Source organism: uncultured Butyricimonas sp., from assembly GCF_959596855.1.
GTDB lineage: Bacteria > Bacteroidota > Bacteroidia > Bacteroidales > Marinifilaceae > Butyricimonas > Butyricimonas muris.
This window is the reverse complement of the sequence record NZ_CAUFYA010000003.1, coordinates 154,286-178,336: the sequence shown is the minus strand read 5'-3', so window position 1 is coordinate 178,336 and position 24,051 is coordinate 154,286. Positions and strand designations below refer to the sequence as shown.

The 24,051-nt window shown below is 45.6% G+C and carries 18 protein-coding genes; 5 read left to right on the top strand and 13 right to left on the bottom strand.

Going from position 1 to position 24,051, the window contains the following annotated elements; all coding sequences use genetic code 11:
- Positions 1-351: 351 nt before the first annotated feature.
- Entirely contained in the window at positions 352-1,944 is a 1,593-nt protein-coding gene (locus Q5866_RS02700) for an ATP-binding protein (protein WP_303178639.1), read from the top strand.
- A gap of 62 nt (positions 1,945-2,006) precedes the next feature.
- Here the strand turns inward: Q5866_RS02700 and frr are convergent, their stop codons facing one another.
- Together frr and Q5866_RS02690 are read right to left on the bottom strand one after the other, a co-directional pair.
- The gene (gene frr, locus Q5866_RS02695; RefSeq protein ID WP_099291177.1) at positions 2,007-2,570 is read right to left on the bottom strand and encodes a ribosome recycling factor; all 564 of its coding nucleotides are present in this window, start codon (positions 2,568-2,570) and stop codon (positions 2,007-2,009) included.
- Between the two features lie 64 nt (positions 2,571-2,634).
- Entirely contained in the window at positions 2,635-3,888 is a 1,254-nt protein-coding gene (locus tag Q5866_RS02690) for an energy transducer TonB (protein WP_303178637.1), read from the bottom strand.
- Between the two features lie 161 nt (positions 3,889-4,049).
- On the opposite strand from Q5866_RS02690, the gene Q5866_RS02685 reads away from it, so the two are divergent.
- Positions 4,050-5,291, top strand: a complete 1,242-nt coding sequence (locus tag Q5866_RS02685; RefSeq protein ID WP_099291175.1) for a peptidase U32 family protein — start codon at positions 4,050-4,052, stop codon at positions 5,289-5,291.
- Between the two features lie 43 nt (positions 5,292-5,334).
- Here Q5866_RS02685 and Q5866_RS02680 read toward each other — a convergent pair whose 3' ends face one another.
- The 3 genes from Q5866_RS02680 to Q5866_RS02670 all read right to left on the bottom strand — a co-directional run bounded on the left by Q5866_RS02680 (position 5,335) and on the right by Q5866_RS02670 (position 10,216).
- Positions 5,335-6,150, bottom strand: coding sequence for an outer membrane beta-barrel protein (locus Q5866_RS02680; protein WP_186974767.1), 816 nt, complete (start codon positions 6,148-6,150; stop codon positions 5,335-5,337).
- Positions 6,151-6,162: 12 nt separating this feature from the next.
- On the bottom strand, positions 6,163-7,542 hold the full coding sequence (locus Q5866_RS02675; RefSeq protein WP_303178635.1) for a PCMD domain-containing protein: 1,380 nt from the start codon (positions 7,540-7,542) through the stop codon (positions 6,163-6,165).
- 193 nt (positions 7,543-7,735) lie between these two features.
- Positions 7,736-10,216 carry a YfhO family protein gene (locus tag Q5866_RS02670; protein WP_303178633.1) on the bottom strand — a complete coding sequence of 827 codons (2,481 nt, stop codon included), beginning with the start codon at positions 10,214-10,216 and terminating at the stop codon, positions 7,736-7,738.
- Positions 10,217-10,427: 211 nt separating this feature from the next.
- Between Q5866_RS02670 and Q5866_RS02665 the strand changes: the two genes are divergently transcribed.
- The 3 genes from Q5866_RS02665 to Q5866_RS02655 all read left to right on the top strand — a co-directional run bounded on the left by Q5866_RS02665 (position 10,428) and on the right by Q5866_RS02655 (position 14,509).
- Positions 10,428-11,528, top strand: coding sequence for a glycosyltransferase (locus tag Q5866_RS02665; protein WP_303178632.1), 1,101 nt, complete (start codon positions 10,428-10,430; stop codon positions 11,526-11,528).
- Between the two features lie 63 nt (positions 11,529-11,591).
- Positions 11,592-13,745 carry a lipopolysaccharide biosynthesis protein gene (locus Q5866_RS02660; RefSeq protein ID WP_303178630.1) on the top strand — a complete coding sequence of 718 codons (2,154 nt, stop codon included), beginning with the start codon at positions 11,592-11,594 and terminating at the stop codon, positions 13,743-13,745.
- Positions 13,730-14,509: a hypothetical protein gene (locus Q5866_RS02655; protein WP_303178628.1), complete on the top strand. Its 780-nt coding sequence runs from the start codon at positions 13,730-13,732 to the stop codon at positions 14,507-14,509. Before Q5866_RS02660 ends, Q5866_RS02655 begins: the two co-directional genes overlap by 16 nt.
- Here the strand turns inward: Q5866_RS02655 and Q5866_RS02650 are convergent.
- The 8 genes from Q5866_RS02650 to Q5866_RS02615 all read right to left on the bottom strand — a co-directional run bounded on the left by Q5866_RS02650 (position 14,506) and on the right by Q5866_RS02615 (position 24,035).
- Complete coding sequence (locus Q5866_RS02650) at positions 14,506-15,687, bottom strand: glycosyltransferase family 4 protein (protein WP_303178626.1); 1,182 nt, start codon at positions 15,685-15,687, stop codon at positions 14,506-14,508. The genes Q5866_RS02655 and Q5866_RS02650 overlap by 4 nt on opposite strands.
- Positions 15,688-15,690: 3 nt before the next feature.
- Complete coding sequence (locus Q5866_RS02645) at positions 15,691-16,725, bottom strand: glycosyltransferase (RefSeq protein ID WP_303178624.1); 1,035 nt, start codon at positions 16,723-16,725, stop codon at positions 15,691-15,693.
- A gap of 11 nt (positions 16,726-16,736) precedes the next feature.
- Positions 16,737-18,665, bottom strand: a complete 1,929-nt coding sequence (gene asnB, locus Q5866_RS02640) for an asparagine synthase (glutamine-hydrolyzing) (protein ID WP_303178622.1) — start codon at positions 18,663-18,665, stop codon at positions 16,737-16,739.
- 253 nt (positions 18,666-18,918) lie between these two features.
- Positions 18,919-19,932, bottom strand: a complete 1,014-nt coding sequence (locus Q5866_RS02635; RefSeq protein WP_176554973.1) for a D-glucuronyl C5-epimerase family protein — start codon at positions 19,930-19,932, stop codon at positions 18,919-18,921.
- 8 nt (positions 19,933-19,940) lie between these two features.
- Complete coding sequence (locus Q5866_RS02630; protein WP_303178618.1) at positions 19,941-21,236, bottom strand: glycosyltransferase family 4 protein; 1,296 nt, start codon at positions 21,234-21,236, stop codon at positions 19,941-19,943.
- Position 21,237: 1 nt separating this feature from the next.
- On the bottom strand, positions 21,238-22,299 hold the full coding sequence (gene wecB / locus Q5866_RS02625) for a non-hydrolyzing UDP-N-acetylglucosamine 2-epimerase (protein WP_303178617.1): 1,062 nt from the start codon (positions 22,297-22,299) through the stop codon (positions 21,238-21,240).
- Positions 22,300-22,309: 10 nt separating this feature from the next.
- Positions 22,310-23,437, bottom strand: a complete 1,128-nt coding sequence (locus tag Q5866_RS02620; protein WP_303178615.1) for a DegT/DnrJ/EryC1/StrS aminotransferase family protein — start codon at positions 23,435-23,437, stop codon at positions 22,310-22,312.
- A 19-nt stretch (positions 23,438-23,456) separates the two neighbouring features.
- Complete coding sequence (locus tag Q5866_RS02615; protein ID WP_099291161.1) at positions 23,457-24,035, bottom strand: acyltransferase; 579 nt, start codon at positions 24,033-24,035, stop codon at positions 23,457-23,459.
- Between the last annotated feature and the right edge of the window lie 16 nt (positions 24,036-24,051).

The following is a 24,051-nucleotide window of genomic DNA, read 5'->3' as shown; positions in this document are numbered from 1 at the left end:
ATTTTACCCGAACGGGGAAATGACGATGTTTGATAATTTTTGCTAATTCTGACATAGGTTTACTCTGGTTTACAGTAAACTTTTTTCAGGGTAATACAGGGTGTAGTGCCGGTGAAGACACGGAACAAATTCCTTTTAAACTCGTTTCAAAGTCCTTTCAAACTCCTTCGGGAAGGTTTTTGAAAAGAGTTTGATGAGAAGGGGAAAAGAGAATGCTAGTTTATTTGTTATGATTTTCAATTTGATAGGTATGGCTAAAGAACTTGTTAAGAGCTAAAAGTTCTTTGTCGCATTGAAATGTAAGGAATATTGTAATATCTTTGTGATAACAACCTTAAAAGTAATTTGGCGATGAAGTACCCGATAGGAATCCAGAGTTTCGACCAGATCATCGAGGATGGTTACGTTTACGTGGACAAGACCGCCTTGGTTTACTCGCTGGTGAAAGAAGGGAAAATTTATTTTTTGAGTCGCCCCCGTCGTTTCGGCAAGAGCCTTTTGGTGTCCACGTTGAAGAATTATTTCCTCGGTCGGCAAGAGCTTTTCAAGGGATTGGCGATTGATACTTTGGAGAAAGATTGGCTGGAGTACCCGGTATTCCACGTGGATTTTAACGGGAGAGATTTCACGAGAGCAGGAGCGTTAGAGGATGCACTTGGATGGTATGTAGCGCAGTGGGAGAAAGAATGGATGGTTGAGCGGGGAGAAAGCCCGAGGGTAGGCGATCGTTTTATTCAATTATTGACCCAAGTGCATAAGCGCACGGGGCGTCGTGCTGTGGTGCTGGTGGACGAGTACGACAAACCGATCTTGGACGTGCTCGACACGAATATCGAGGTGGTTGAGGACGGGAGGCAAATGTTGCTGGAGGATCGCAATCGCGACGTGCTGAAAGGTTTTTACTCGGTGTTCAAGGCGGCGGACGAGCACTTGCAGTTTGTTTTCCTGACGGGGGTGACGAAATTCTCGCAGGTGAGCGTGTTCAGCGGTTTCAACCAGCCGAAAGATATTAGCATGGACAAACGCTACGAGTCGCTTTGCGGGATTACTCAGAACGAGTTGGATTACTATTTCGCGGAGTCGATGGAGGAAATGGCGGAGGTGTATCACCGTGATGCGGAAGGGATGAGGCAGCTGTTGAAAGGTCAGTATGACGGTTATCATTTCGGTCCGCGGTTGGTGGATGTTTATAACCCGTTCAGTTTGTTGAATGCGTTGGATTCGATGATGATTCAAGATTACTGGTTCCGTAGCGGTATGCCGACTTATCTAATCCGTTTGTTGAATCACACGCGGGAAAACTTGGATGAACTGACAGGGCGTTATTACGAGACACCCGAGTTCGTTGATTACAAGGCCGACGTTGAAAAGCCGTTGCCCATGATATACCAGAGCGGTTACTTGACGATCAAGGGGTATAACATGCGTCGTAACACGTTTTTGCTAGATTTCCCGAATAACGAGGTGAAAAATGGTTTTTTAACGATGGTCGCCTCGGATTACTTGAAACTGCGAACGAGTATAAACAACTGGGTGCAGGATACCGTGGATGCCTTGCAGGATGGTGACACGGAAAAGTTCCGTCGCTTGTTGACCTCTTTTTTAAGCGATATTCCTTACACGATGCGTCGCAAGGAGAACGAGCGTGAAAAAGAGCGGTATTTCCATTACACGTTCTACTTGTTGATGCGCCTGGTGAGTGTTTACACGGTTTACACGGAGAAACAGCAGAGCGATGGACGGGTGGATTGCGTTATCGAGGCAGACGATCACGTTTATATTTTCGAGTTCAAGCTGGATGGCACAGCGGACGAGGCATTGCGCCAGATAGAAGAGAAAGGGTACGCTTTACCTTACCTGAAAGACAATCGTCACCTGCATCGTGTCGGGGTTAGTTTCTCGTCGGAAACGGGAACCGTGGACGATTGGAAAGTAGTAGAGTGATAAATACAATGAAGAGAGTGTGCTTTCATGATGAAGTACACACCCTCCTCTATATGAGGATATCAAATTGTCATGATATCTTTCTCTTTTTTGGCGAGATATTCGTCAATTTTTTTGCCGTATTCATCGGTCATCTTTTGAGCCATGGCTTCGGCATCTTTGGACATATCTTCGGGAAGCCCGTCTTTTACCATTTTCTTTACTTGCTCGATCACGTCCCGGCGGGCGTTACGAACGCTTACTTTGGCAGTTTCGGCTTCACCTTTGCTTTGTTTCACGAGGTCGCGTCTGCGTTCCTCGGTAAGTTGCGGGATATTGATGCGGATCATTTCTCCGTTGTTATCCGGGTTTAATCCGAGGTTAGCGGTCATAATAGCTTTTTCAATCGGGGCTATCATGCTTTTCTCCCACGGTTGAACGGCAATGGTTCTCGGGTCGGGAGCCGAAATATTGGCTACTTGTGATAACGGGGTAGGACTACCATAATAGTCAACCAGCACGTCTTGTAGGATTTTGGGGTTGGCTCTTCCCGCTCTGATTTTACTGAGTTCGGATTCAAGGTGATTCAGAGCGGATTCCATTCTCTCTTTTGCTTCGTCGAGATAAAATTGTACTTCCTCGTTCATATATTTTTTAGTTTGATTTAATATTCATTACGAACCAAGCAAAGGTATAAAAAAATCTGTATTTTTACTCTATCCTACGCCACGTTTCCTTTACCTGTACGTTTTTCAACGTTCCGTTTGCCAATTTTAATTTCGCTTCTCCCGTGAGTACCAGAATCTGGTTGTTTGCCTCGAACTGGTACGTGGCGGTATATTCTATGATATCTTTTACCTTCACGGATTGGGAAGATTCGATGAGTTGCCCTGTCGTAATCTTGTAAGTGCCTTTCGTTCCGTCGGATGTCAGGAACGAGAAATCGTCATAGAACTCCTTTTGTATCGGGTGCTTAACTTCGATTCCATTTTCGGATATTTTTTCCCATTTGCCGGCAAGCGGGTTAGCCACAATCGTTCGGAATAACTTGCCGGGGCTGAAGATACATTCTTCCACGTACTTTTTGAATTTCTTTAATCCCAAGTAATCCCGTATTTTGATTTCCCGGATAACTTTGTTTTCTTGGAAACGAGGGGTGATATTCACGTATCGTGTGATAAAATTCTCCTCGGGGAGGCTGTCTATCAGTCTGATTTGCTCGTCCCACTCTTCCTTGTAGTATTTCAGAATCATGTTTTTATCTTCGGCGGGCAGCGCGAGGGAAGGCATCACGATGCTCAGCATGATTTCCGAAGATTGTTGTTGTTCCCGGGCAGAAGTAACCAATCCTTTGTAGGCGGCTTTGTCCGAACCGTAACGCTTTTTCAAGTACAGGCGGTACATTTCGGCAGAGGAGGAAGCCACCGTGTCCGTGCCTTGTTTTAATTTTGCCTCGTTTGCCTCAAGAGCTTTCAGATACTTGTCGAAAGTACGTCTTTCGATACTGGGAGCGGTACTTTTCAAGGCGAAATAGACGGGTACGGTATAATATACCCGGACGGGCGTGTTGTTTTGTTTGCCGGGATACCATTTCGGCATGGAAGCAATCACTTCCTTTGCCTCGTTATCCAGTTCGGTGGATACGCCCCGGATGATTTTCACGTCATTCACCGTTCCGTCTTTCTCTATAATGAAACGAACGTACACTTTGCCTTCTATACCTTTGGTTTTAGCGGCTTCCGGGTATTGCACGTGACTGTATATCCAAGCATTCAGATTACCGGGAAAAACGGGCATTTCTTCGACGAACATGTAGACTTTATTGTCTTCGGTACTGTCTTTGGTCTGTTCGTGATGGTGTTGCGCGATGGTCGGAAGCGTTCCTGCCAGAAGGAACATACTCGCGAATAATACTTGTAACTTGGTGACAAGTTGTCGATTAAGGGTGTGCGGCTTGAATATCATGGTTCGTGTCTTAGCGTGATAGATTACTTTCTTTTCTCACAGCTAAATATAGAGTGAATTTTTGGTATTTGCAATGAATATTAAGTGTTTTGTAAATTTTAAATCTAAAATGGGTAGATTCTCGATGAAGCGGATTACTTTTGTCTTCTTAAAGAAACGATATGAAAAGGAAAGATTTTGAGGTGATGGCACCGGTTGGTTCCTACGAATCACTGGAAGCTGCATTACAGGCGGGGGCTGATTCCGTCTATTTCGGCGTCGAGGGATTGAATATGCGTTCCCGTTCGTCGGCTAACTTCACGTTGGATGATTTGCGAAATATAGCGGAACGTTGTAGCGAGAGAGGGGTGAAGACTTATCTCACGGTGAACACGATTATATATAATAATGAACTGGATAAGATGCACCGTATTATCGATTGCGTGAAAGAGGCGGGATTAACTGCCATTATCGCGTCGGATATTGCGGCTATCCTGTACGCTCGTTCTGTCGGGGTAGAGGTGCATATCAGCACGCAATGTAATATCACGAATTACGAGGCAGTGAAGTTTTACGCGCAGTTCGCCGATGTTGTCGTGCTGGCTAGGGAGTTGGACATGGATCAAGTGATGACGATTCACCGTCAAATCGTGCAGAATGATTTGCGGGGTCCCAAGGGAGAATTAATCCAAATCGAGATGTTCGCTCATGGAGCCTTGTGTATGGCTGTTTCCGGGAAATGTTACTTGAGTCTTCATGAAATGAACGCTTCCGCTAACCGGGGGGCTTGTTACCAGATTTGTCGGCGTTCCTACACGGTGAAAGATACCGAAAGCGATATCGAGTTGGAGGTGGATGGCAAGTATATCATGTCCCCGAAAGATTTATGTACTATCGGGTTCGTGAATAAGATGATTGATGCGGGTGTGCGGGTGTTTAAAATTGAAGGGCGTGCCCGTTCCGCCGAGTACGTGAAGACGGTTTGCGAGTGCTATAGCGAAGCGTTGGATGCCTACACGGACGGAAGTTACGATGCGAAGAAGATTGCTGCGTGGAAAGAACGACTGGCTTCGGTGTTTAACCGCGGTTTTTGGGATGGCTATTATCTTGGACAACGTTTGGGAGAATGGAGTGAAGTATATGGTTCGAAAGCCACCAAGAAAAAAATATGTATCGGTAAAGTCACGAACTATTTCACGAAATTGCAGGTCGGAGAATTTAAACTGGAATCATACGACTTGAAAGTAGGCGATGAGGTGATGATTGTCGGTCCAAGCACGGGAGTGGTACAAATGACCGTTCCGGAACTTCGTCTTGAATTAGATCCCGTGGAGCGGGTAGAGAAAGGCGCCGTGTTTTCTATGCCTTGCGAGATGAAATTAAGGCGTTCGGATAAACTGTATAAGTTGGTGGATAATTTATAAAACAAAAGGCTGCAATGATGAGTTGCGGCCTTTTATTTTATGGTTATTTGAATGGATTCAATTTGGGTGGCTTGATGTTAAATAGATTGTAACTCAAGACCAAACTTCCTCTCATGTGCAGCATTTTATAATCGAAATATTGATTGCTGGGTTTGAATATATCTTTGAATCCGCAACTAAACCGTAACCCGAGTTCGATACGGGGAAATAGTTGGCGTTCGTATCCGGCAATGAAACCCATATCCCAGCTATCCAAGATATTGCTAAAGTTAATATGCAAAGGATTACTCGGGTCAATAGAACCATTATAGACTTTATCATCGGTCATCATGTATCCTTTGGTCACCGTATTTCGAAATTTGGCATTAATGATCCATGCCCCATAGAGTCCAACCAGAATACGGTCTTTTTGATTGCTAAACGTGTATTTGAAATAAAGAGGAACTTCCAGCATGGTAAAATCCATTGACATTTCGGCAGAGCCGCAAAAACGGGAAATAATATTGTTTTTATCGTCATGAAATCTTTGGTCATCAATACGGGCGTCAGCATCAATAGCCACTTTTTTGTACGTGAGTTCTGCACCTAATGTCCATTTCTTTGTTACAGGGAAAGTTAGTTTTGCTCCCAATGATGGCGAAAGTTTAGGATAGGGGTTGAACACGTCCGGAACATTACTGAACGGAAACGGGATAGCCCCGCCAATATCAGTTCCTAGCTGAACTCCAAGAGCGAATCGATATTCTACTTGATCATCAGTATCTACTGAAGTCGTGTTGGTCTTTGATTGATTGTTGTCTTGGGCAACGGTATTTAAAGTACAAAATAACGGTACAAGTAAAAGGTATATCAGTTTCATTTTCTTTTCAGGTTAAAAGTTTACAACAACGTTATCAACGGTTAAGGTACTACCTTTAGCTCCGATAAACAGATCTCCTTGCCTGCTGGAAGTCATTACGATAGATATATGTGTCGGTTCCAAATCTTTGTACTTGCTATCGTATTTAATCGGGATCGTGTAATTGTTCCAGTTGCGTAATGCTGTATTCGCTCCATCGAAAATGATTTCCCCTTTTCCTAAAACCTTTAGGCCATCAACGGGATCCCCGTGATATTCTAATTTCTCATTACCTTCCCAACAAAGTAGTTCAACCCAGATACGTCCTTGGTCAACTCCTGTCGTATCTTTCAATTTGTAAGAATTTAGTCCCACTTTTTCTGAGCGTTGGAATTTTACACCAGCTTCATATTTGGCATCAACAGAAATGGATTCCGGACGCATGATAAACGGTATTCCGAAATAGGTCATTAACGGGGGATTGCTTAAAGCCGAGATATTCATTTTGAAATATCCTGTGAATATTGTTCCGGCTGTAATTAATTCACCTATGCCTAGACCACTTAAATCTTGAATACCTGTTTGCATTTGTGCCGCAAATCCGTCTTGATTTTCGACGGGAGTGGTTCCTTGCACAAAAGAATTATTGGCTGTAGCCCATCCGAGTCCTTCGCCTAGTTTGCCGGGTCTTGGATCGATATTTATGGTTTTAGTTCCAACATTAATCCAGTCGTCAAATTTTGAATTTTCGATACTGGGGACGATTAGTACGTTCCAAACCCGTTCGTCTCCATTATCGGCAATTAAAGTGATTTGTTTTTTATCATTAGAACTTTTGAAAACAAAGGAGGATGGGGCAGAACCGTCTTTATATTCTCCTGTTTTGGCGATCTCTGCTTTAATAGTTACCGATTTTGTTTCCGCCCAGTCTATTTCTTTCTCAAAGGTAATTCTAATATTGTTATTCCGGATTGAAACATTCACACCTTCTGATGGTTCTGTGATACGGAAGTTTATAATGTCTGCGTTAGGCTTATCCTTTAATATGATTTGCCCCAAGTGGGGAATACCGCTCTCAGAAATAAGGTAAAAAGATTGTGGGGTATATACATCCTTGAATGTAAACTCTTTAAGGTTTAATGGATTTTCATCCACACTAATGGCCTTGTCTGTAGTTGAAGAAAATTTGATGTTAGCCTTTATCGTGAGTGGAAATAATTTTCTCCCGTAATCCAAGGGAATAGTTACTATATTATTACTGATTGTAATATCATCTTTGTTTAATATGATCCCTTCTGTTTGATCAGTAATTGAGAAAGAAACAATCTCCGCATCATCACTTAACTTGCTTACTTTCTCACATGAACTGAATAATCCAAGTGCTAGTAAAAGAATCCCGTAATATTTTCTCATATAAATTTAATTTTCGTAATACTCAGCAATTTTTATGCCATCCGTATAAATACGGAAATGAGGTTGATAAAGTTATCTATTGGGTATTTCATTGCAAAAGGTATTGCAAGTTATGTTTCATCGTTGTAGTCAACTGGTCGTAATTTGCGACCAGTTCTTTGATGTCACAGCTTGTGATATCAAAGTAGAAACCCTATTCATCCTTCTTTTTCTTCATATACCGCATGATATAGAATATAATACCGCCCAACAAAGCCAACAAAAGAAGACTTGAACTTATAGCTGAAATTCGGGCTCCCATGTAATAAGACTCCGGTTTGTATTCGAATGTAACGGTATGTTCTCCCGCGGGGACTATGACGGCGCGTAAGATATAATCAGCCCTGAGAAGATCGGTTTTGTTACCGTCAATATAAACATTCCAGCCTTTGGGATAATATATTTCACTGAATACGGCCAATTGTTCGTTTGCCGCGGAAGTCTTGTATTCCAATTTGTTCGGGGCGTACGAGGTCAATTGTATCGTGGCGTTCTCGTCAAAATTGAAACCTTTATCTTGAATGACGGATTCAAACTCTTTGCTGATGACGGCAGATTCTCTCGGGTCTATTTGTTTCAGCCCGAGTAATTCTTCATCCGGCGTGTTCACGAGTTCATAATCCTTGACAAACCATGCGTTCCCGTAAGCGTATTTATTGTTGACGGGGGCGGAATTGGCATGCACGATGACATATTTCGTGTTCAACATATTCAACACGGTTTGCTTGGAAAGACTTTCTTCCATGGCAGAGAGTGTTGGAGAACTTTCCAGCGTTTTACCGATACTTTGCATCTCGGGATAGATGAAATAATCAATAATATCTTGGTAACGCTGTAACTTGGCGGCACTGTATCCCCCGATCGTCTTGTGATGATAACTGGTATGCGAATCATTGAACGTGTTCACGGATATATCCAGTACCCGATAATTCGGGTCTTTATCTGCAAGGATGGCTTGATCCACCGGACGAGGTTGGTATTGATTGTTAAACTCCCGTTGTTTTACAAAGTGGTCGTTATTGAGGTAACGTTTATCCACGGTCCACATATCGGCAAGAATCAATAGTCCCATGACGATCACGACATGTGTACTTTTGATTTTCTGAATCATCCATGCCCAAATAACGATGCCTGCCAATAAGATAAATACCAAAGAACGGAATGCGTCCGAGCGAAGCAGGGATTCCCGGTCTTGGGGTAAATATTGTCTGAGCCAATCCGGGTATTGACTGTCTGCCGGCGAAACGAAACTTCCGGCTAAACCGGGTAATAACGCGAACAAGGCGCAAATACCACCGGTAACTCCTATGGCTATTTTCAATCCTTTAAGCAGAGTCTTTTTCTCGTATTCCCCGTTAAGAATTTTGTTCAGGGTATATATCCCTAGCAAAGGAATGGTCAACTGTAACACGATCAATATCATGGACGGCACCCGGAATTTGTTGTATAGCGGGATGTAATCATAGAAGAAACTCGACAGGAACATGAAATTCCGTCCCCAACCCAAGAATAGAGCCAGTAAAGAAACTCCTACAATCCACCACTTCATGGGTCCTTTGATTAACACGAGTCCCAACACGAAAAGGAAAATAGCGATAGCTCCCATGTACATAGGTCCCGCCGTGAATGCCTGTTCGCCCCAGTACAAAGGTAATTGTTGAATGATTTGATCGGCATTCGACGCTCCTTGGCTATTCAGGAATTTGTATGTTTCCGAATTTTTGTCTAACGCTCCGCCGGAGGCTCCACCCTTGAAGTTCGGTATCATCAGATTGAGGGTTTCGTCAATCCCGTAACTCCACGCGGTGGCGTAATCTTTATCCAACCCGCCTTTGGTTTGGCTATTTTGGTTCAAGGTCAATTCCGACCCGCCTCGCATCGTGTACTTGCTATATTCCCACGTCGGCCACAAGTGATTTATATTTGTGGCTGCCGCAAATAGAACCGCTACCACGAGTAGCGTGACAGTTTTTAAAAAGGCGGGAAGAGCCTTTGCTTTGACGGCTTTGTATAATTGTGCTATTCCGTAGAATAAAACGATAAAAGCGAGATAATACGTGATTTGCGGGTGATTCGCCATGATTTGGAAAGCAAGTGTTATCCCGAAGAATACCGCCCCTAACCACCGATTCTTTCGGAAGGCGAAAACGACAGAAGCCAAGACCATGGGCATTAATGATATTGCCACCATCTTCGCGTTATGTCCTACTTGAAGAATTTGGAAATTGTACGAGCAGAAACCAAAAGCGAGAGCACCCACGATAGATAGCCACGGGTTTACCCCGAAAGCCAATAGTAACAGGTAGAAACTGACAAACCCTAAAATCAGATAGCTGGCAGGGCGAGGTCCCACGAACAGACTGTCATACACGTTTTTCAAGTAATTGCCTTTATATTCCGTGGAGATCATTGTGGTCGGCATTCCGCTGAACATGGAGTTTGTCCACAACGGCTCTTCTCCTGTTTGTTCCCGAAACTGTATAATCTCGTTCGCTGCCCCTCGCCACGAGGAAATATCCGATTGCATTACTATTTTGCCCTCGAATAAAGCCGGAAAGTAAGCGTAGGCAATAACGATAAATAGGATAAAAGCTACAAGATAAGGATAAAACGATTTGAGCTTCGGCATCTTCATGTTTTTGTGTTTTAATGTATTCGATTTCTCGCGAAAGTAAAAAATATAATTATCAAAATAGAGGAATGTATTTAAAAATTGTGAGAAGGGGATGGTCTTGGTGGGACGATGGCATTCGTGTTTCTTGAAAAATGTATGCCTTGGATTAGGCGGTAGATAAATTATTTGTATTTTTAGATTTTTATTTTTTCTCTAAAAATACAAGAGAGTTATGAAAGTTTTTATGTTGGCTAATCCGGTTGCCGTGCATACCCAAAAATGGGTGAAGTCCTTATCCGAGAGAGGAATAAATATATTACTATATAGTTTTAGGCCTTACAAGGAAGAGGGGTTTTATAAAAACATGGAGAACGCGGAGGTGCGTGGCTTTACCAAAGAAAGAAATGCACGGGGGATAAAATCGTTTTTCTTGTTTAAGCTATTCTGGTACTATATACCTTTGGTTTGGGATATCAAGCGACAGATTCGTGCTTACAAACCGGATTTGGTACATTCCCATTGCATCAGTGATAACGGTTTGTTCGGGGTTTTGTCCGGATTTCATCCTCTCTTGGTGTCTGTCTGGGGAACGGATATTTTTGTCTACCCCTCGAAAAGCGGTATTCGGAAACGAATAATCCGTTTTATATTGAAACGGACGGATCACATTCTGTCAACGAGTCACGTGATGGCAGAAGAAACCCGGAAGTATATATCCCGGAAGATAGAGATCACTCCTTTTGGTGTGGACATCAGTTTATTCCGGCAGTTGGAGAGAAAGCCCGACGGGGTATTCACCGTGGGGATTGTGAAGACGTTGGAGTATGGTTACGGGATTGATGTACTTATCGATGCTTTCGCTTTGTTCCGGAAGAAATATGCTGAGACAAGCATGAAGTTGCGTGTTGTCGGGGATGGAAGTTTGAGAGGGAAACTTGAAAAACAGGCAGAAGATTCGGGAGTAGGAGATGATATCATTTTTGAGGGGCGTGTACCGAATCATGAATTGCCGACGATATTGAATGATTTTGATGTATTTGTAGCTCTTTCGAGAAGTGAGAGTTTTGGAGTCGCAATAGTGGAAGCCATGGCATGCCAATGTCCTGTGATCGTGTCCGATGCCCCGGGATTCGTGGAAATTGTGGAAGACGGAATAAACGGGTTGATTGTGCCTAGGGAGAATGCCGCCGCTGCAGCGGAAGCCATGGAACGTCTTTTTCTGGATGGCAGGTTGCGACTTGCTTTAGGAACAAGCGGTCGGGAACGAGTGGAGAAAATGTATGATTGGCAGAAAAATGTTGACACCATGATTGCTTTATATCAGCAGGTATGAGTATCTTTGTTCCCGTTTGAGAAATATTTCGTGTATAGATAAGTTTATATTTTAGCGTAAAAGATGTTCGGAGATATAAAACAGACCATGAAGCATACCGTCGTGTATGGCGTTGGAAACTTTGCTTCCAAGTTGGTCGGTTTTATTCTGATTCCGTTGTACACGAACGAGAAATTCTTTTCTCCCGCTGATTACGGGATGCTGAGCCTTTTGGACGTAACGTCCCAAGTATTGGTTGCCGCCATGGGATTGGCTTTTTATGCCGGGCTCGTGCGTTGGTATTGGGATAAGGAGTACGCGGAACGTCAGAAAAGTCTGTTCTTCACGATAATACTGATGACCACGGTGGCAGCCGTGGGGATGGGTATGATCCTGTGGGGATTCCGGGATTCTATAGAGGGGTTGTTGTTGGCAGGGGAGAAAATGGAGTCGTTTGAACAATTGCCTTACGTGTTCAATTTGCTGTTGGTGTATTCCGTTTTATCCGCGATAGTGGCACCGGTGTTGGATCTGTTGCGGTTGAAAAGCCGTTCCGTGCAGTTCTCGGTAGTCAATATTTTGAAATTGGTCGTTACCTTGGGTGTAACTGTTTATTTTATCGTGGAGCGGCAAAAGGGAATTACCGGGGTGTACGAGGCGCAAGTGATCGGGGCTATATTCCAAATATTACTCCTGTTGCCTTTCATTATAAAAAATTCAGCCTTGAAATTGGAATTTGCGGCTATTAAGCAAATTCTTTCGTATAGCTACCCGTTGATGTTCCCCGCTATCGTGGGCGGTTTATTGACCGTTTTCGATAAATATATGCTGAATTACATGAAAGGGATGGATGATGTTGCCTTTTATGCATTCGGTTATAAAATTGGTAACACGTTGAAAATATTCATCGTTGCTTCCGTTCAATTGGCACTGACGCCCTTGATGATGAAAAAAATAAACGACCCGAACAATCGACGTTTTTATTCAAAAATATTTACCTATCTCTCTTTCGGAGGAATGTATTGTGTTTTGGGATTAAGTTTATTATCCAGAGAATTGATTGCCTTGGTGGCGTCTAATCCCGCGTATTATGCTTCCGTGTATATCGTTCCTTTTATCACTTTCGGGATATTCTTCGGTATGTTGCGGGATGCTTCCGTTATCGGTTTACAAATCACGAAACGGACAAAAATTATCAGTTCCTCGATCATCTTGATCACGTTTATAAATCTGGGATTGAATATACTTTTGATCCCCGCGATGGGAATGTACGGGGCTGCATTGGCAACCTTGGTGGCGCAAATAATTTCTTGGGGCATACCCTACTATTTCGCGCAAAAGGCTTATCCGATACCCTACGAGTTGGGTAAGTTGGGAAAAGTTCTTGCGGTTGGTACGGCAATCTATCTTCTGAGCGTTTTGACGGCTCCGTTGAATATATGGATTGCTTTCATTATCAAGATCGGGTTGTTGGTTGCGTATCCTTTTATGCTCTATGCATGGAAATTTTACGATGACGTGGAACTTCAAAGAATCACGGGGATGTGGGATAATTGGAAATTGATGTTGGGATATTATTGGTCTTCTTTGACCTCTATGCCTCGTAAAACAGTTAATCTGGGAAAGACTGTTGTTGCCGGGCGATTGAGTAGGGAATTTAGTAAACGAAAGGCTAAATTTTTATTTTTAGTGCCTCGTAAGAGAATAGCTATAGCCTTGTTGGATAAAAGTAAATATCATAACGATTTCGCCGCATATTACGAAACGGTGAAAGGCAAGAACTCGGTCAAGTATTTTCATCAGCAGGCGCACAAGAAAGGGGCTGAATTTCGGTCTATTGAACCGGAGTTATTCGAGAATGAGATTTTTGAAGTGAATACTTCATTGGAAGTACGACAGGGAAAAGAGATAAAACAAGAATATTTGCAGCGGGGAAATATTACCCGGGGCGAGGGGATGGACGTATACGGGGTCTTTATGGATGATAAACTGGTCGGGTATATCCGTACATTGCATCTGGGCGAAACGATATTTATAAATAATATATTGGGGCATGGCGCTTATCTGAAAGCAGGGGTTGTGTATTTCTTGCTTTTGGAAGTCGTGCAGCGTTGCTTTGAGCGGGACGATGTAAGGTATATCATTTATGACTCCTATTGGGGAAATTCCCGAGGGTTAGCTTTATTTAAAAAACGTTTCCATTTTGAACCGACTAAAGTGACATGGATAAACCGATGAACCGCTGGAAAAGAATATATCGCAAGTTATTTCGGCAGAAAGACCGGATAGGGGAGTATGAAGCTCTTTTGAAACGGGCTTTGGAGAACGGCTATCGGGTAATGTCGTTACTTGAATGGGTGCGGGAAGATTATCCGTCGGGGCATGTTCTCTTGCTTCGTCACGATGTGGATATAGATTCCCGCGGGGCGGAAAGGATGTTCGAGGTGGAAAGGCATTTAGGAGTTCATGCCTCTTATTATTTCCGGCATTTAACCATGAAACCCTCTCTCGTGAAGCGGATGCTTCGTGAAGGATTCGAGGTCGGGCTGCATTACGAAACGTTAGCCGTGAAGATGAGGCACTTGCAATTGAAGGACAAAAAAGAGATTTCTTCCGAAATCCTTCTCTCCTGTCAACAACAATTAGCCGGGGAAATCCAAGAATTTAGAAAGAGTTTCGGTTCCATGACCTCTCTCTGTTCCCACGGTGCGGCTTGGAACAGGAAACTGGGTGTCCCGAATCATATTCTCGTGGACGATACGTTCAAAAAAGAGCATGATATCCTTTTCGAGGCTTACGACGAAGCTTTGAGGGAAAGAATCACGACCTACATATCGGATGCCTCGGTGACCGACGCTTCTGTCTGGCGATACGGTAAATCCCCTGTCGAGGCTATCGAGCAAGGTGATTCCGTGATCCTGTTATTGACTCACCCTGAGCATTGGAATCATCATTTTCTCTCGAATGTGCGCAAACTTTGGTTGTCTTTCTTAGATCGTTAGTATATCGTATTCAACGTGTTGCCTGCCACTACCGAGTTGTATTTCTCCAACACGGCTTTCTTTCCGTTCTCTCCCATGCGTTTCCGTTCTTTCGGGTGTTGATAGAGATAGATGATTTTTTCCGTGAGGTCGTCCACGTCCTCGTTCCGGAATACCATTCCGCCTCCGGTTTCTTCGATTAATTCCAACTGGGGGGTACAATCCGACACCAGTACGGGAGTTTCAAACAACATGTATTGGTAAACCTTGTTGGCAATACCGGAATCATGTTGCGGATTCTTGATTAAAGGGGATAACCCGATAGCGGATTGGCGGGCAAAAGCGGGAAACTCGGACAGATCCTTCCATTTATGGTAAATGATTTGCTCTTTTATTTGAGGATCATCCATGTAGATCTTGAATACTTCTTTGTCCCCTTTGTCTATAGGGCCGATAAGCAATAGTTTTATATCCGGGTACTTCGGGGCAAGTTCCTTTAACGTTTTAAAACAGGTAATCAATCCGCGGCGTACACCGATAGCCCCGAAATAGAACATGATAAAATCTTGCTTGGCAACCGTTTCGGGAGCGGTATCGTGTTTTAAAAGTTCCTCCGTGTCCGGCACATTGGGATAAATAACGAAGCGTTTTCCCGCGAGTGACGGGTATTTTTGTTTTAACTCTTCTTGAAAGCTATGACACAACACGACGATGTTGTCGGCATATTCAAGGTATCTTTTTTCCAGTTTTTCCCAGCGTTTGGGAACCACGAGCAAACTCTTCGGGAAAGTCGTTGCCCACGTGTAGGATTGTATCGCTGCCGGGAAGTTCTCGTGCAAGTCGAGAGTGATCGGGAGCCGGTATTTGCGGCTGCCCGTGTACACGGGTTTTGCCATGTACAAATCATGCGTGTGTAAGGCTTCTACCCCGGTATTTTTTATGAAACGACGGATTTGTTTTTGCCATATCCAGTTGTATAGCGGGAAACGGTTCACGATTCCGAACAGGATTTCTCTTTGCCTGTTTGACATCTTGAAGCGTGTGATTTTAGTTTTGCCGATAGTCCCCGATAGTCCGATATTCAGCAAATCCGGACAGAGAACGTGTATCTCGTGCCCGTGATTTTCCAAAACCTTGATCTCGTTCAGTACCCGTTGATCTCTCGTGATCTCTTTATCTAATATGACACCTATTTTCATGTCTTATTTTTTATTTCCGTAATAATTCTTTGAAAATCCCCTCACTTCTTTACCCAACAAGGCATTCCACCCTCCCCACAGAAGCCCGAATCCGTATGCGAACACTTGAATCAACAGCGTGATGATTGACAAGAAGGCAACCGCGAGGCTGTGATACTTTCCCAAAGATTGAAGGAAAGCCGGCAGGCAAACCGCCAGCAGTCCGCAACCGGCAATGCTCCACAGGACATGCGTCGGGAATATTAGCCCCGTGAAACAGGTCACAATGGCTAACCCGAACAGACCGAGGATAAGGATCGCGGGTAACAAATGCACCACTTTCAACGTGTGCGGGTGACGACGGGAGAGGTTGATACGTGCCACTCCCCAGTTGAATATCTGGCGGAAGAATTTCGGGATGCTTGTCCGTCGCTTGTGGTAAACGTAAGCATCGGGAATAAGTCCTACTTTGAATCCGGCATTGTATATACGCATCGAGTAATCCATGTCTTGCCCGTGGCGAAGACCTCCCATTTCTCCAATCGTGTCATGGACTTCGCGGGATATGCCCATGTTAAAACTCCGGGGATAGAAACGTCCGACATGTTTTTTATTTCCTCGCGTGCCGCCCGTGCCGATAAAAGAAGTCATGGAATAATTGATTGCTTTTAACAGAGGGGAGAAAGAGGGATGACACGTGTCGGGTCCGCCGAAAGCGTCGTAATGGTGTTCGTTTTGTACTTTCTCTATTTCACGTAGCCAATGCGGGGGAAACATGCAATCCGAATCCACGAAGATAAAATAATCTCCTTTGGCTTCCCGCATCCCGTGATTTCTCGCGGCTCCCGGGCCTTGATTCTTTTGGTAGACGGCACGAATCTGCAAACCGCTTGCCGAACGGTATTGCTCTATAAATTCCCGAAAACCGTCTTTCGAACCGTCATCCACGAAAAGAAATTCAAAAAGTTTCCGATCACCTTCCATTTTTTCGGCACTATCGAGAAGTTCTTTCACTTCATCCAATCGGTTATAAACGGCTATGATAATAGAATATTTCATACATTTTCCCTTTAATAATAAGCCTCAATATTATCTTCCACCCGTTTATAGATAAATTGCTGTTCCCAAATCGCGAGTCCTAGGATAATCCAAATGAAATTATAGTGCCACCGGAGTTTCGGATGAGCCGGGTAATCCAAGATATACCGGATATATTCGTAATTGAATATACCTTGTTTTTCGATGTATTCCTTCGTCAGAATCTTTTCGGCGGTATCCTTCAAATCCTTCTTGAACTGGAGATACGGGTTCACCGTGAATCCCCATTTCTTCTTGGTGATGATCTTGGGCGGCAGATAGGGTTTCATGGCTTCCCGGAACAGATACTTCGTCTGGTTATTCTTGATTTTAAGTTCCACGGGCAGAGAGAATCCGAAATCCACCAGCTCCCGGTCGAGGAAAGGCACCCGTTCTTCCACGGAATGAGCCATTGACATCCGGTCGTCCGTGAGCAGGTAATCATTTACCATTTTGGACTGGAACTCCGTGTATAGCACTTGATTTAGTGCGTTCTCGTTCTTCACGTCGTTGAAAATCTTATCGAACTCCTTGTGAACCGGAATAAGTTCCACTTGGTGTTGATGCAAAAACTTCTCCGAGTAAATATTCTTGTAGAATGGCATGTCGTAATCCCACGCGTTACGGAGGATGAGATAAAAGTGCTCCACGTCCCCGATCGAGAGAAGCATTTGCACTCCCCGTCGGTACTCGTCATACTTCAAAGACTTGGAATTATTTTGTAGTTTGAAAATAAAATCCGATTTCCAACGTCCGAAGCGTTGCATCCATCGCGGCATATGGCGGTGCCATTGGTTGAACGGGTAAACGAACTTGTGAATATCGTACCCGGCAAATAGCTCGTCCCCGCCTAATCCCCCCAGTACAACTTTCACCGTGGGGTGGACGAACGCCGACATGTTGAATCCCTGCAACAAATTGATTTTCGGTTCTTCCGCGTGCCATATAACTTGTGGCATTTGTTGCATCGGGTTCATCGACAGACTCAACGTGTGATGATTCGTATGAAAGTAATCCGCTATCTGTTGCGCGTCGGGAAATTCGTCCGTGGGTTCGTTGAATCCCATGGTAAACGTGTTGATTTCCGGTACTCCCAATTCATGCATCTTTTGCACGATAGCGGAAGAATCCAACCCTCCCGAAAGATATACTCCCACGGGGACGTCACTCACCAGCTGGCGTTTCACGGCCTGTTTGATCAACGCGTTCATCCGCTCCTTTGCTTCGTCTTCCGTGATGGAGCGATCGACATCGACAGACAATTGCCAGTAACGTTTTACCGTGAACAACCCTTTCTCGAACACGGCATAATGTGCCGGCGGGATACGTTTGATTCCCTCGAACAGGGTTTCGTTGCCTTGCGTGTACCGCAAGTTCAAGTGAACGTGTAAGGCCTTCAGGTTGAGTTGTCGCTCGTACTTGGGATGAAGGATAATGGATTTTTGCTCCGAGCCGAATACCAGTACGCCGTCTTTCAAAAAATAGTGAAGCGGTTTCACCCCGAAATGGTCCCGGGCAAGAATCAAGCGCTCGTTCTTCATGTCCAACAAGGCAAAAGCGAAAATACCGTTCAGCTTGTTGAAGAATCCGGTACCGTGTTCCTCGTACAAGTGAACCAGCACCTCCGTGTCGGTAGCCGTGTAAAACACGTGTCCTTTATTTTTTAATTCTTCCCGTATCTCCTCGTAATTGTATATTTCCCCGTTGAAAATAACGCAAACCGTTTTATCCTCGTTGAATATGGGTTGATTCCCGCAAGTTGTCACGTCGATAATGGACAAGCGCCGATGCCCGAGAGTAAAATCCCGGTGGACATAGACGGCTTGGTCATCCGGACCGCGGTGTTTTATGGCGGTCAGCATTTCCGACATCAATTCTTTGTTATCCTTGTCGCGTTCAAATATTCCGGCTATTCCGCACATATTCTTTGTTGATTAATTGGACATCGGTTGCATTTTTTACAAAAGTAACACAAAAATGAGAGATACGGAATATCTATACTTATTTTATGGTTGGGCAGCCTATTCTTAACCCTTGCTCTACCTCATGAACGTATCATGGACGTAGCATGAACGTAGCATAAACGTAAATCAGTGTTTATGCTGTGTATATGCTCCGTTCATGCACTACTTATAAGGTAGGGCAAGGGTTATGTAGTGGTAGCAAGGGATGGGGCTATAACCTGTTCAGTTTTTTCAGAGCCTTGAATTTATGGCGATACATTTTCAGGATATTCCGGATATTGTCGTACCGGCGGAATTTTTCACTGTATGCGCGTAATTCGTCTTTACCCGTGATTTGGTGGAGTACTAGCAATTGATGGCGTACCAGCCGGAGATAGCCGATAGTGCAGGGGTCGTTTTGCGGGTAACCGGGCAGGTCGCAGCGGTTGAAGCGGGACCAATAACCCATGTCGAATTTAGGTAGTTGGCGGATAAGCCCTTCCACACCTTCCTTGAATAGATGGAGGGCGAGGGCATGCCCGTCGGGATTCACTTCTTCCGGGACGGCACGAATGTAATCGTGTAGACCGAAGAGCGAGAATATATGTCCGTCCAACACGCGGGTAGGGTAGGCAGCCGTGTACTCTTCATAGAATGTTTCGCCGATTGCCCGGTCAACGGAAACACCGCCTTCGGATATATCTTTCGTGAAAGGGATAAGGGCAAGTGTTGCCGCGTGCAGGTATTCCGTGTTTTGTGTCATTTGCCATGCCCGCAAGAGGATAGAGATAGCCCGGCTTTGGGTGAATGCCGATTTCCACGGGGTGGTGACGCGGTATTCCGGTTTGGCGGTTTCGGTCAGCCAGTAACAACCCAATTCGGGCGATTCCTCCCGTTGCTGCATGAACCAATCGGCAAAGCGGAGGAAATAGGCTTTCTTTTCGCTATCATGTGTTTTGAGCCAGCTATGAAACACGGCCAAAGCGTATTGCCCGATGGTGATTGGGTAATAGTAATATCCTTTCCCGTCAACCACGTCGATGTAGGAGTGTACGAGGGGAATACCCGCTTCATCAAATTGGAACGGGTGGTTGCCGCCCCGCGTGTTGATTTTGTCCTCTTCAAAAAGAAAATAATAATAAGTCAGTTCAGTGCTTTTGTTGTCCGTGCAAGTAGCCAGATGCTTGTTCTCGTTGAAATCGGTCAACAATCTTTTTCCGAAGAATAGGGCATTTTTCAGTTTCATAGGCTTGTTTATTTCGTGTGCCGGGAAAGCACGTGATTCATGAAGTGAGCCAGTTCCCCGGTGGTTGCCTCGCGGGAATAACGGGAACTGTTCGAGAACGAGTAGGCGGGTGTTTGACGTTGCCATGCCTCGTGGAGTTTGCGTAATATTCTTTTGGCACCTTCCGTGTCATTGTAGTCGACCATTTCCCCGCATTGACATTCGTCGATGATATGGCGGGCTTCTCCCTCGGTATTGCCGACGGCGAGGATGGAACGTTGAGCCCCGATGTACTCGAACAATTTTCCGGTAAGGATGCCCTTGTTGTTCGGTACGTTATCAATGACAAGTAACAGGGCGTCGGACGAGTTTATATGGCGTATCGATTCGTCGTGGGGGAGATAGGATATGTATTCCGTGTCGGCGGTCAGCCCGTTTTCCTCCACGAGTTGTCGCAGTTCGGGACAGGTGTTCCCGATGAATTTCAGCCGGAACCGTATATTTTCTTCCCGCAATTCCCGAAGGGCGGGGAGTAAGGGTGTCGGGATACGGGTGACTGAAAGTACTCCCGTGTAAGTAATCACGGGGCAGTCGTTGCGCGGGAGGGGAGCCGGACGGTTGTCGTAACCATTGAAGACCAGACAACCGTTTCGCAGTTTTTCGCGTTTGCTTTCGAGCAATTGCAGGATGTCCTTGCTGATGGATACGATGCCATCGGCGGCATTCAAGGCGTCGTGTTCCAGACGACGGTCTTTACGCTCGGCACGGGCACTCCTTTTCAAGTTTTGGTTGTAAACGACCTCTTTCCACGGGTCGCGATAGTCGGCAATCCACGGTTTCCCCGTTTTTCGGGCAAGGGCTTGACCGATTAGTTGCAACGAATGGGGAGGAGAGGAGGTGAGAATCAAATCAATGTTTTCCGACCGGATGATTTTCTTTCCTTCCCTCACGGCGTAACGTTTCCAACCGACACGGGCATCGGGGATGAAGAGGTTGAGCCGAATCCATTTGGAGAGGCGGGTGACGAGGTTCGGGCTTTTCTCGGAGAGAATATAGGTCCCGATTGCGTCGTCCTTCTTTTTGCCGGAAACCAGTTTGAAAATGGAGAACGGTTCGAAAGTTTTTGTCTTGTACACTTTTAGGTGCGACGGGATTTCTTTTTCCAACGAGGGGTCTTTAGCGGGATACTCGCCTTTTCTGACGGTCAGTATCACGGGTTCCCACCCGTACTTGGGCAGGTATTTTGCGAAGTTTAGCACCCGTTGCACTCCCGGTCCCCCGCTTGGCGGCCAATAGTAGGTAATAATCAGAACTTTCTTTTTCATCTTACGCCTCGATTAAAGTATCGACAATCACTTTTGCGGCATGTCCGTCACCGTACAGGGGGGTAGAAAAGTCAGGATGCGGTTGCTCCCGGTAGGCTTGGATAATTCTGTCGTATGAATTTCCCGCCAAGGTATTGTAACCGTGGTCGACGAGTTCCGTCCATTCCGTTTCGTTCCGGAGCGTGATACAATATTTCCGGAAGAAGAAAGCCTCTTTTTGTAATCCCCCGCTATCCGTCATGACGAGCGAGCATTTGTCCAGTAAGTGAATCATTTCAAGGTATCCCACGGGGTCGATGAAACGAATGGGGGAGAGTCGGGTATTATAGCCCGAAGCCTCCAGTTTTGCCCGGGTACGGGGATGAAGGGGGAGAAGGACGTCTTGCTCCCGTGAAATCGTTTCCAGTGCTCGGATGATTTCCGACAAGTATTCGGGAGTATCCGTGTTTTCAGCCCGGTGCAGGGTGGCGAGTACGAAATCCCGCTTCAGTTCGATTTGTGGCGGACGGCTGTATTGCCGGTAGAAAAGGGCGGCGTCCAGCATGACATCTCCCGATAGCACGACACGGGAGTCGAAATGGTCGAAGCCTTCATTTTGCAGGTTTCGGGTAGCCGTTTCCGTCGGGCAGAAAAGGATATCGGAAATGCGGTCTGTCAGAATCCGGTTGATTTCTTCCGGCATGGTCATGTTGAATGAACGCAACCCGGCTTCCACGTGTGCCACCCGGATATGTAATTTCTTCGCGGCAAGAGCCCCGGCGAGGGTGGAGTTCGTGTCCCCGTATACAAGCACCCAGTCCGGTTTCTTGTCTATAAGTACCTTTTCGATTTCTTCAAGCATCTTACCGGTCATGGCACCGTGACTCAGGCTGTTGATATTGAGGTTGTAACCGGGAGCGGGAATCCGCATTTCCTCGAAAAACAAATCACTCATATTGGGGTCGAAGTGTTGCCCCGTGTGTATGATGGTTTCGTGAATATCGTCGCGAGTGCTGATTTCCCGGCTGACTACTGCCGCTTTCACGAATTGAGGTCTTGCCCCTACGATGGTGATAATGTTCATGGAACGGGTATTATTGATTAAAAAACGCGTGTATTTGTTGTATGATATATTCTTGAACCTCTGGTTTCATTTCCGTGTGGATGGGCAGGGATAGTACCTCTTCGCTCAGTTGCTCCGACACGGGGTACGAGCCTTTCCCTTGTCCTTCGCGGAGGTAGGCTTGTTGCAGGTGTAAAGGAACCGGGTAATATATCATGCTCGGGATGCCTTGGGATTGCAGGAAAGTCTTCAGCTCATCCCTGCGTTTGTCTGCCACTCGTATCGTGTACTGGTGGAACGCGTGCGTGCTGTTGGTAGCTCGGGCGGGAAGTATAATGCCTTTGACGGAAGCCAGTCCCTCGTCGTATTTGTCGGCAACCCGGTTACGGGCGGCAGTGTATTCGCGGAGATAACGTAATTTCACGTCGAGAATGGCGGCTTGTAGCGTGTCCAGCCGGGAATTGCAACCCACGATATCGTGGTGGTATTTAATCTTTTGCCCGTGATTGGCAATCATGCGGGCACGTTCTGCCAGTCGGGCGTCCCGGATAAATAAGGCTCCGCCGTCCCCGTAGCATCCCAAGTTCTTGGACGGGAAAAATGAAGTGGTGCCGATATCGCCGATACACCCGGATTTCAGTTTCCGTCCGTCGCTGAAAGTGTACTCCGCCCCGATGGATTGCGCGGCATCCTCCACCACGAAGAGGTTGTGGCGTTTGGCAATTTCCATCAAAGGCTCCATGTCGGCACATTGACCGTACAGGTGAACGGGTACGATGGCTTTCGTGCGGGGGGTGATTTTTTCTTCAATCCGGGTAACGTCTATCGTGAAGCGGTCTGCCACACAATCGGCGAACACGGGTTTCAGGTGTAATAAGGCTATCACTTCCGCCGTTGCCACGTAGGTATGCACGGGTACAATTACTTCGTCTCCCGGTTGTAAGCCTAAGGCCATCAAGGCAATTTGCAGGGCATCGGTTCCGTTCGCGCAAGTTATCGCGTGCTCCACTTGATTGTATTCCGCGAGGTGTTGTTCAAATTGTTTTACTTGCGGTCCGTTGATAAATGCCGCGGAGTCGAGGACTTCCTGTATGGCGTGGTTTATCTCTTCCCGAATACGTTCGTATTGCCCGTGAAGGTCTACCATGGCTATATTCATGATGGAATATTTTATATTATTATTCTGTAATCTTTTCTACAATACCGTTTTGCAAGCGATACCGTTGTTTGCTTTCGGGACATTCGGCGATGCCGTCTTTGTCGAAATGCAGCCTATGCCCGTATTCGCTCATCCATCCCAGTTGGCGTGCCGGATTCCCGACCAGCAAGGCGTAAGCGGGGACGGTTTTGGTCACGACAGCCCCGGCGCCGATAAAGGCGTAAGCCCCGATGTCATGCCCGCAGACGATGGTTGCGTTTGCCCCGATTGTCGCACCTTTACCCACGTGCGTCCGTGCGTACTGGCTTTTGCGGTTCACGGCACTCCGCGGGTTCGTTACATTCGTGAACACGCAGGAAGGACCCAAAAATACGTCATCATCGCAGGTCACGCCCGTGTAGACCGATACGTTGTTTTGTACCTTCACTTGGTTTCCCAGAATGACGTCGGGAGAGATTACTACATTCTGTCCGATATTGCAGTTTTCCCCGATGCGGCAATTGCTCATGATATGTGAGAAATGCCATATTTTAGTTCCTTTTCCTATGATTGCGCCTTCGTCAATGACGGCTGTTTCATGTGCGAAATATTCTTCCATGTCGTATTTATTTTTC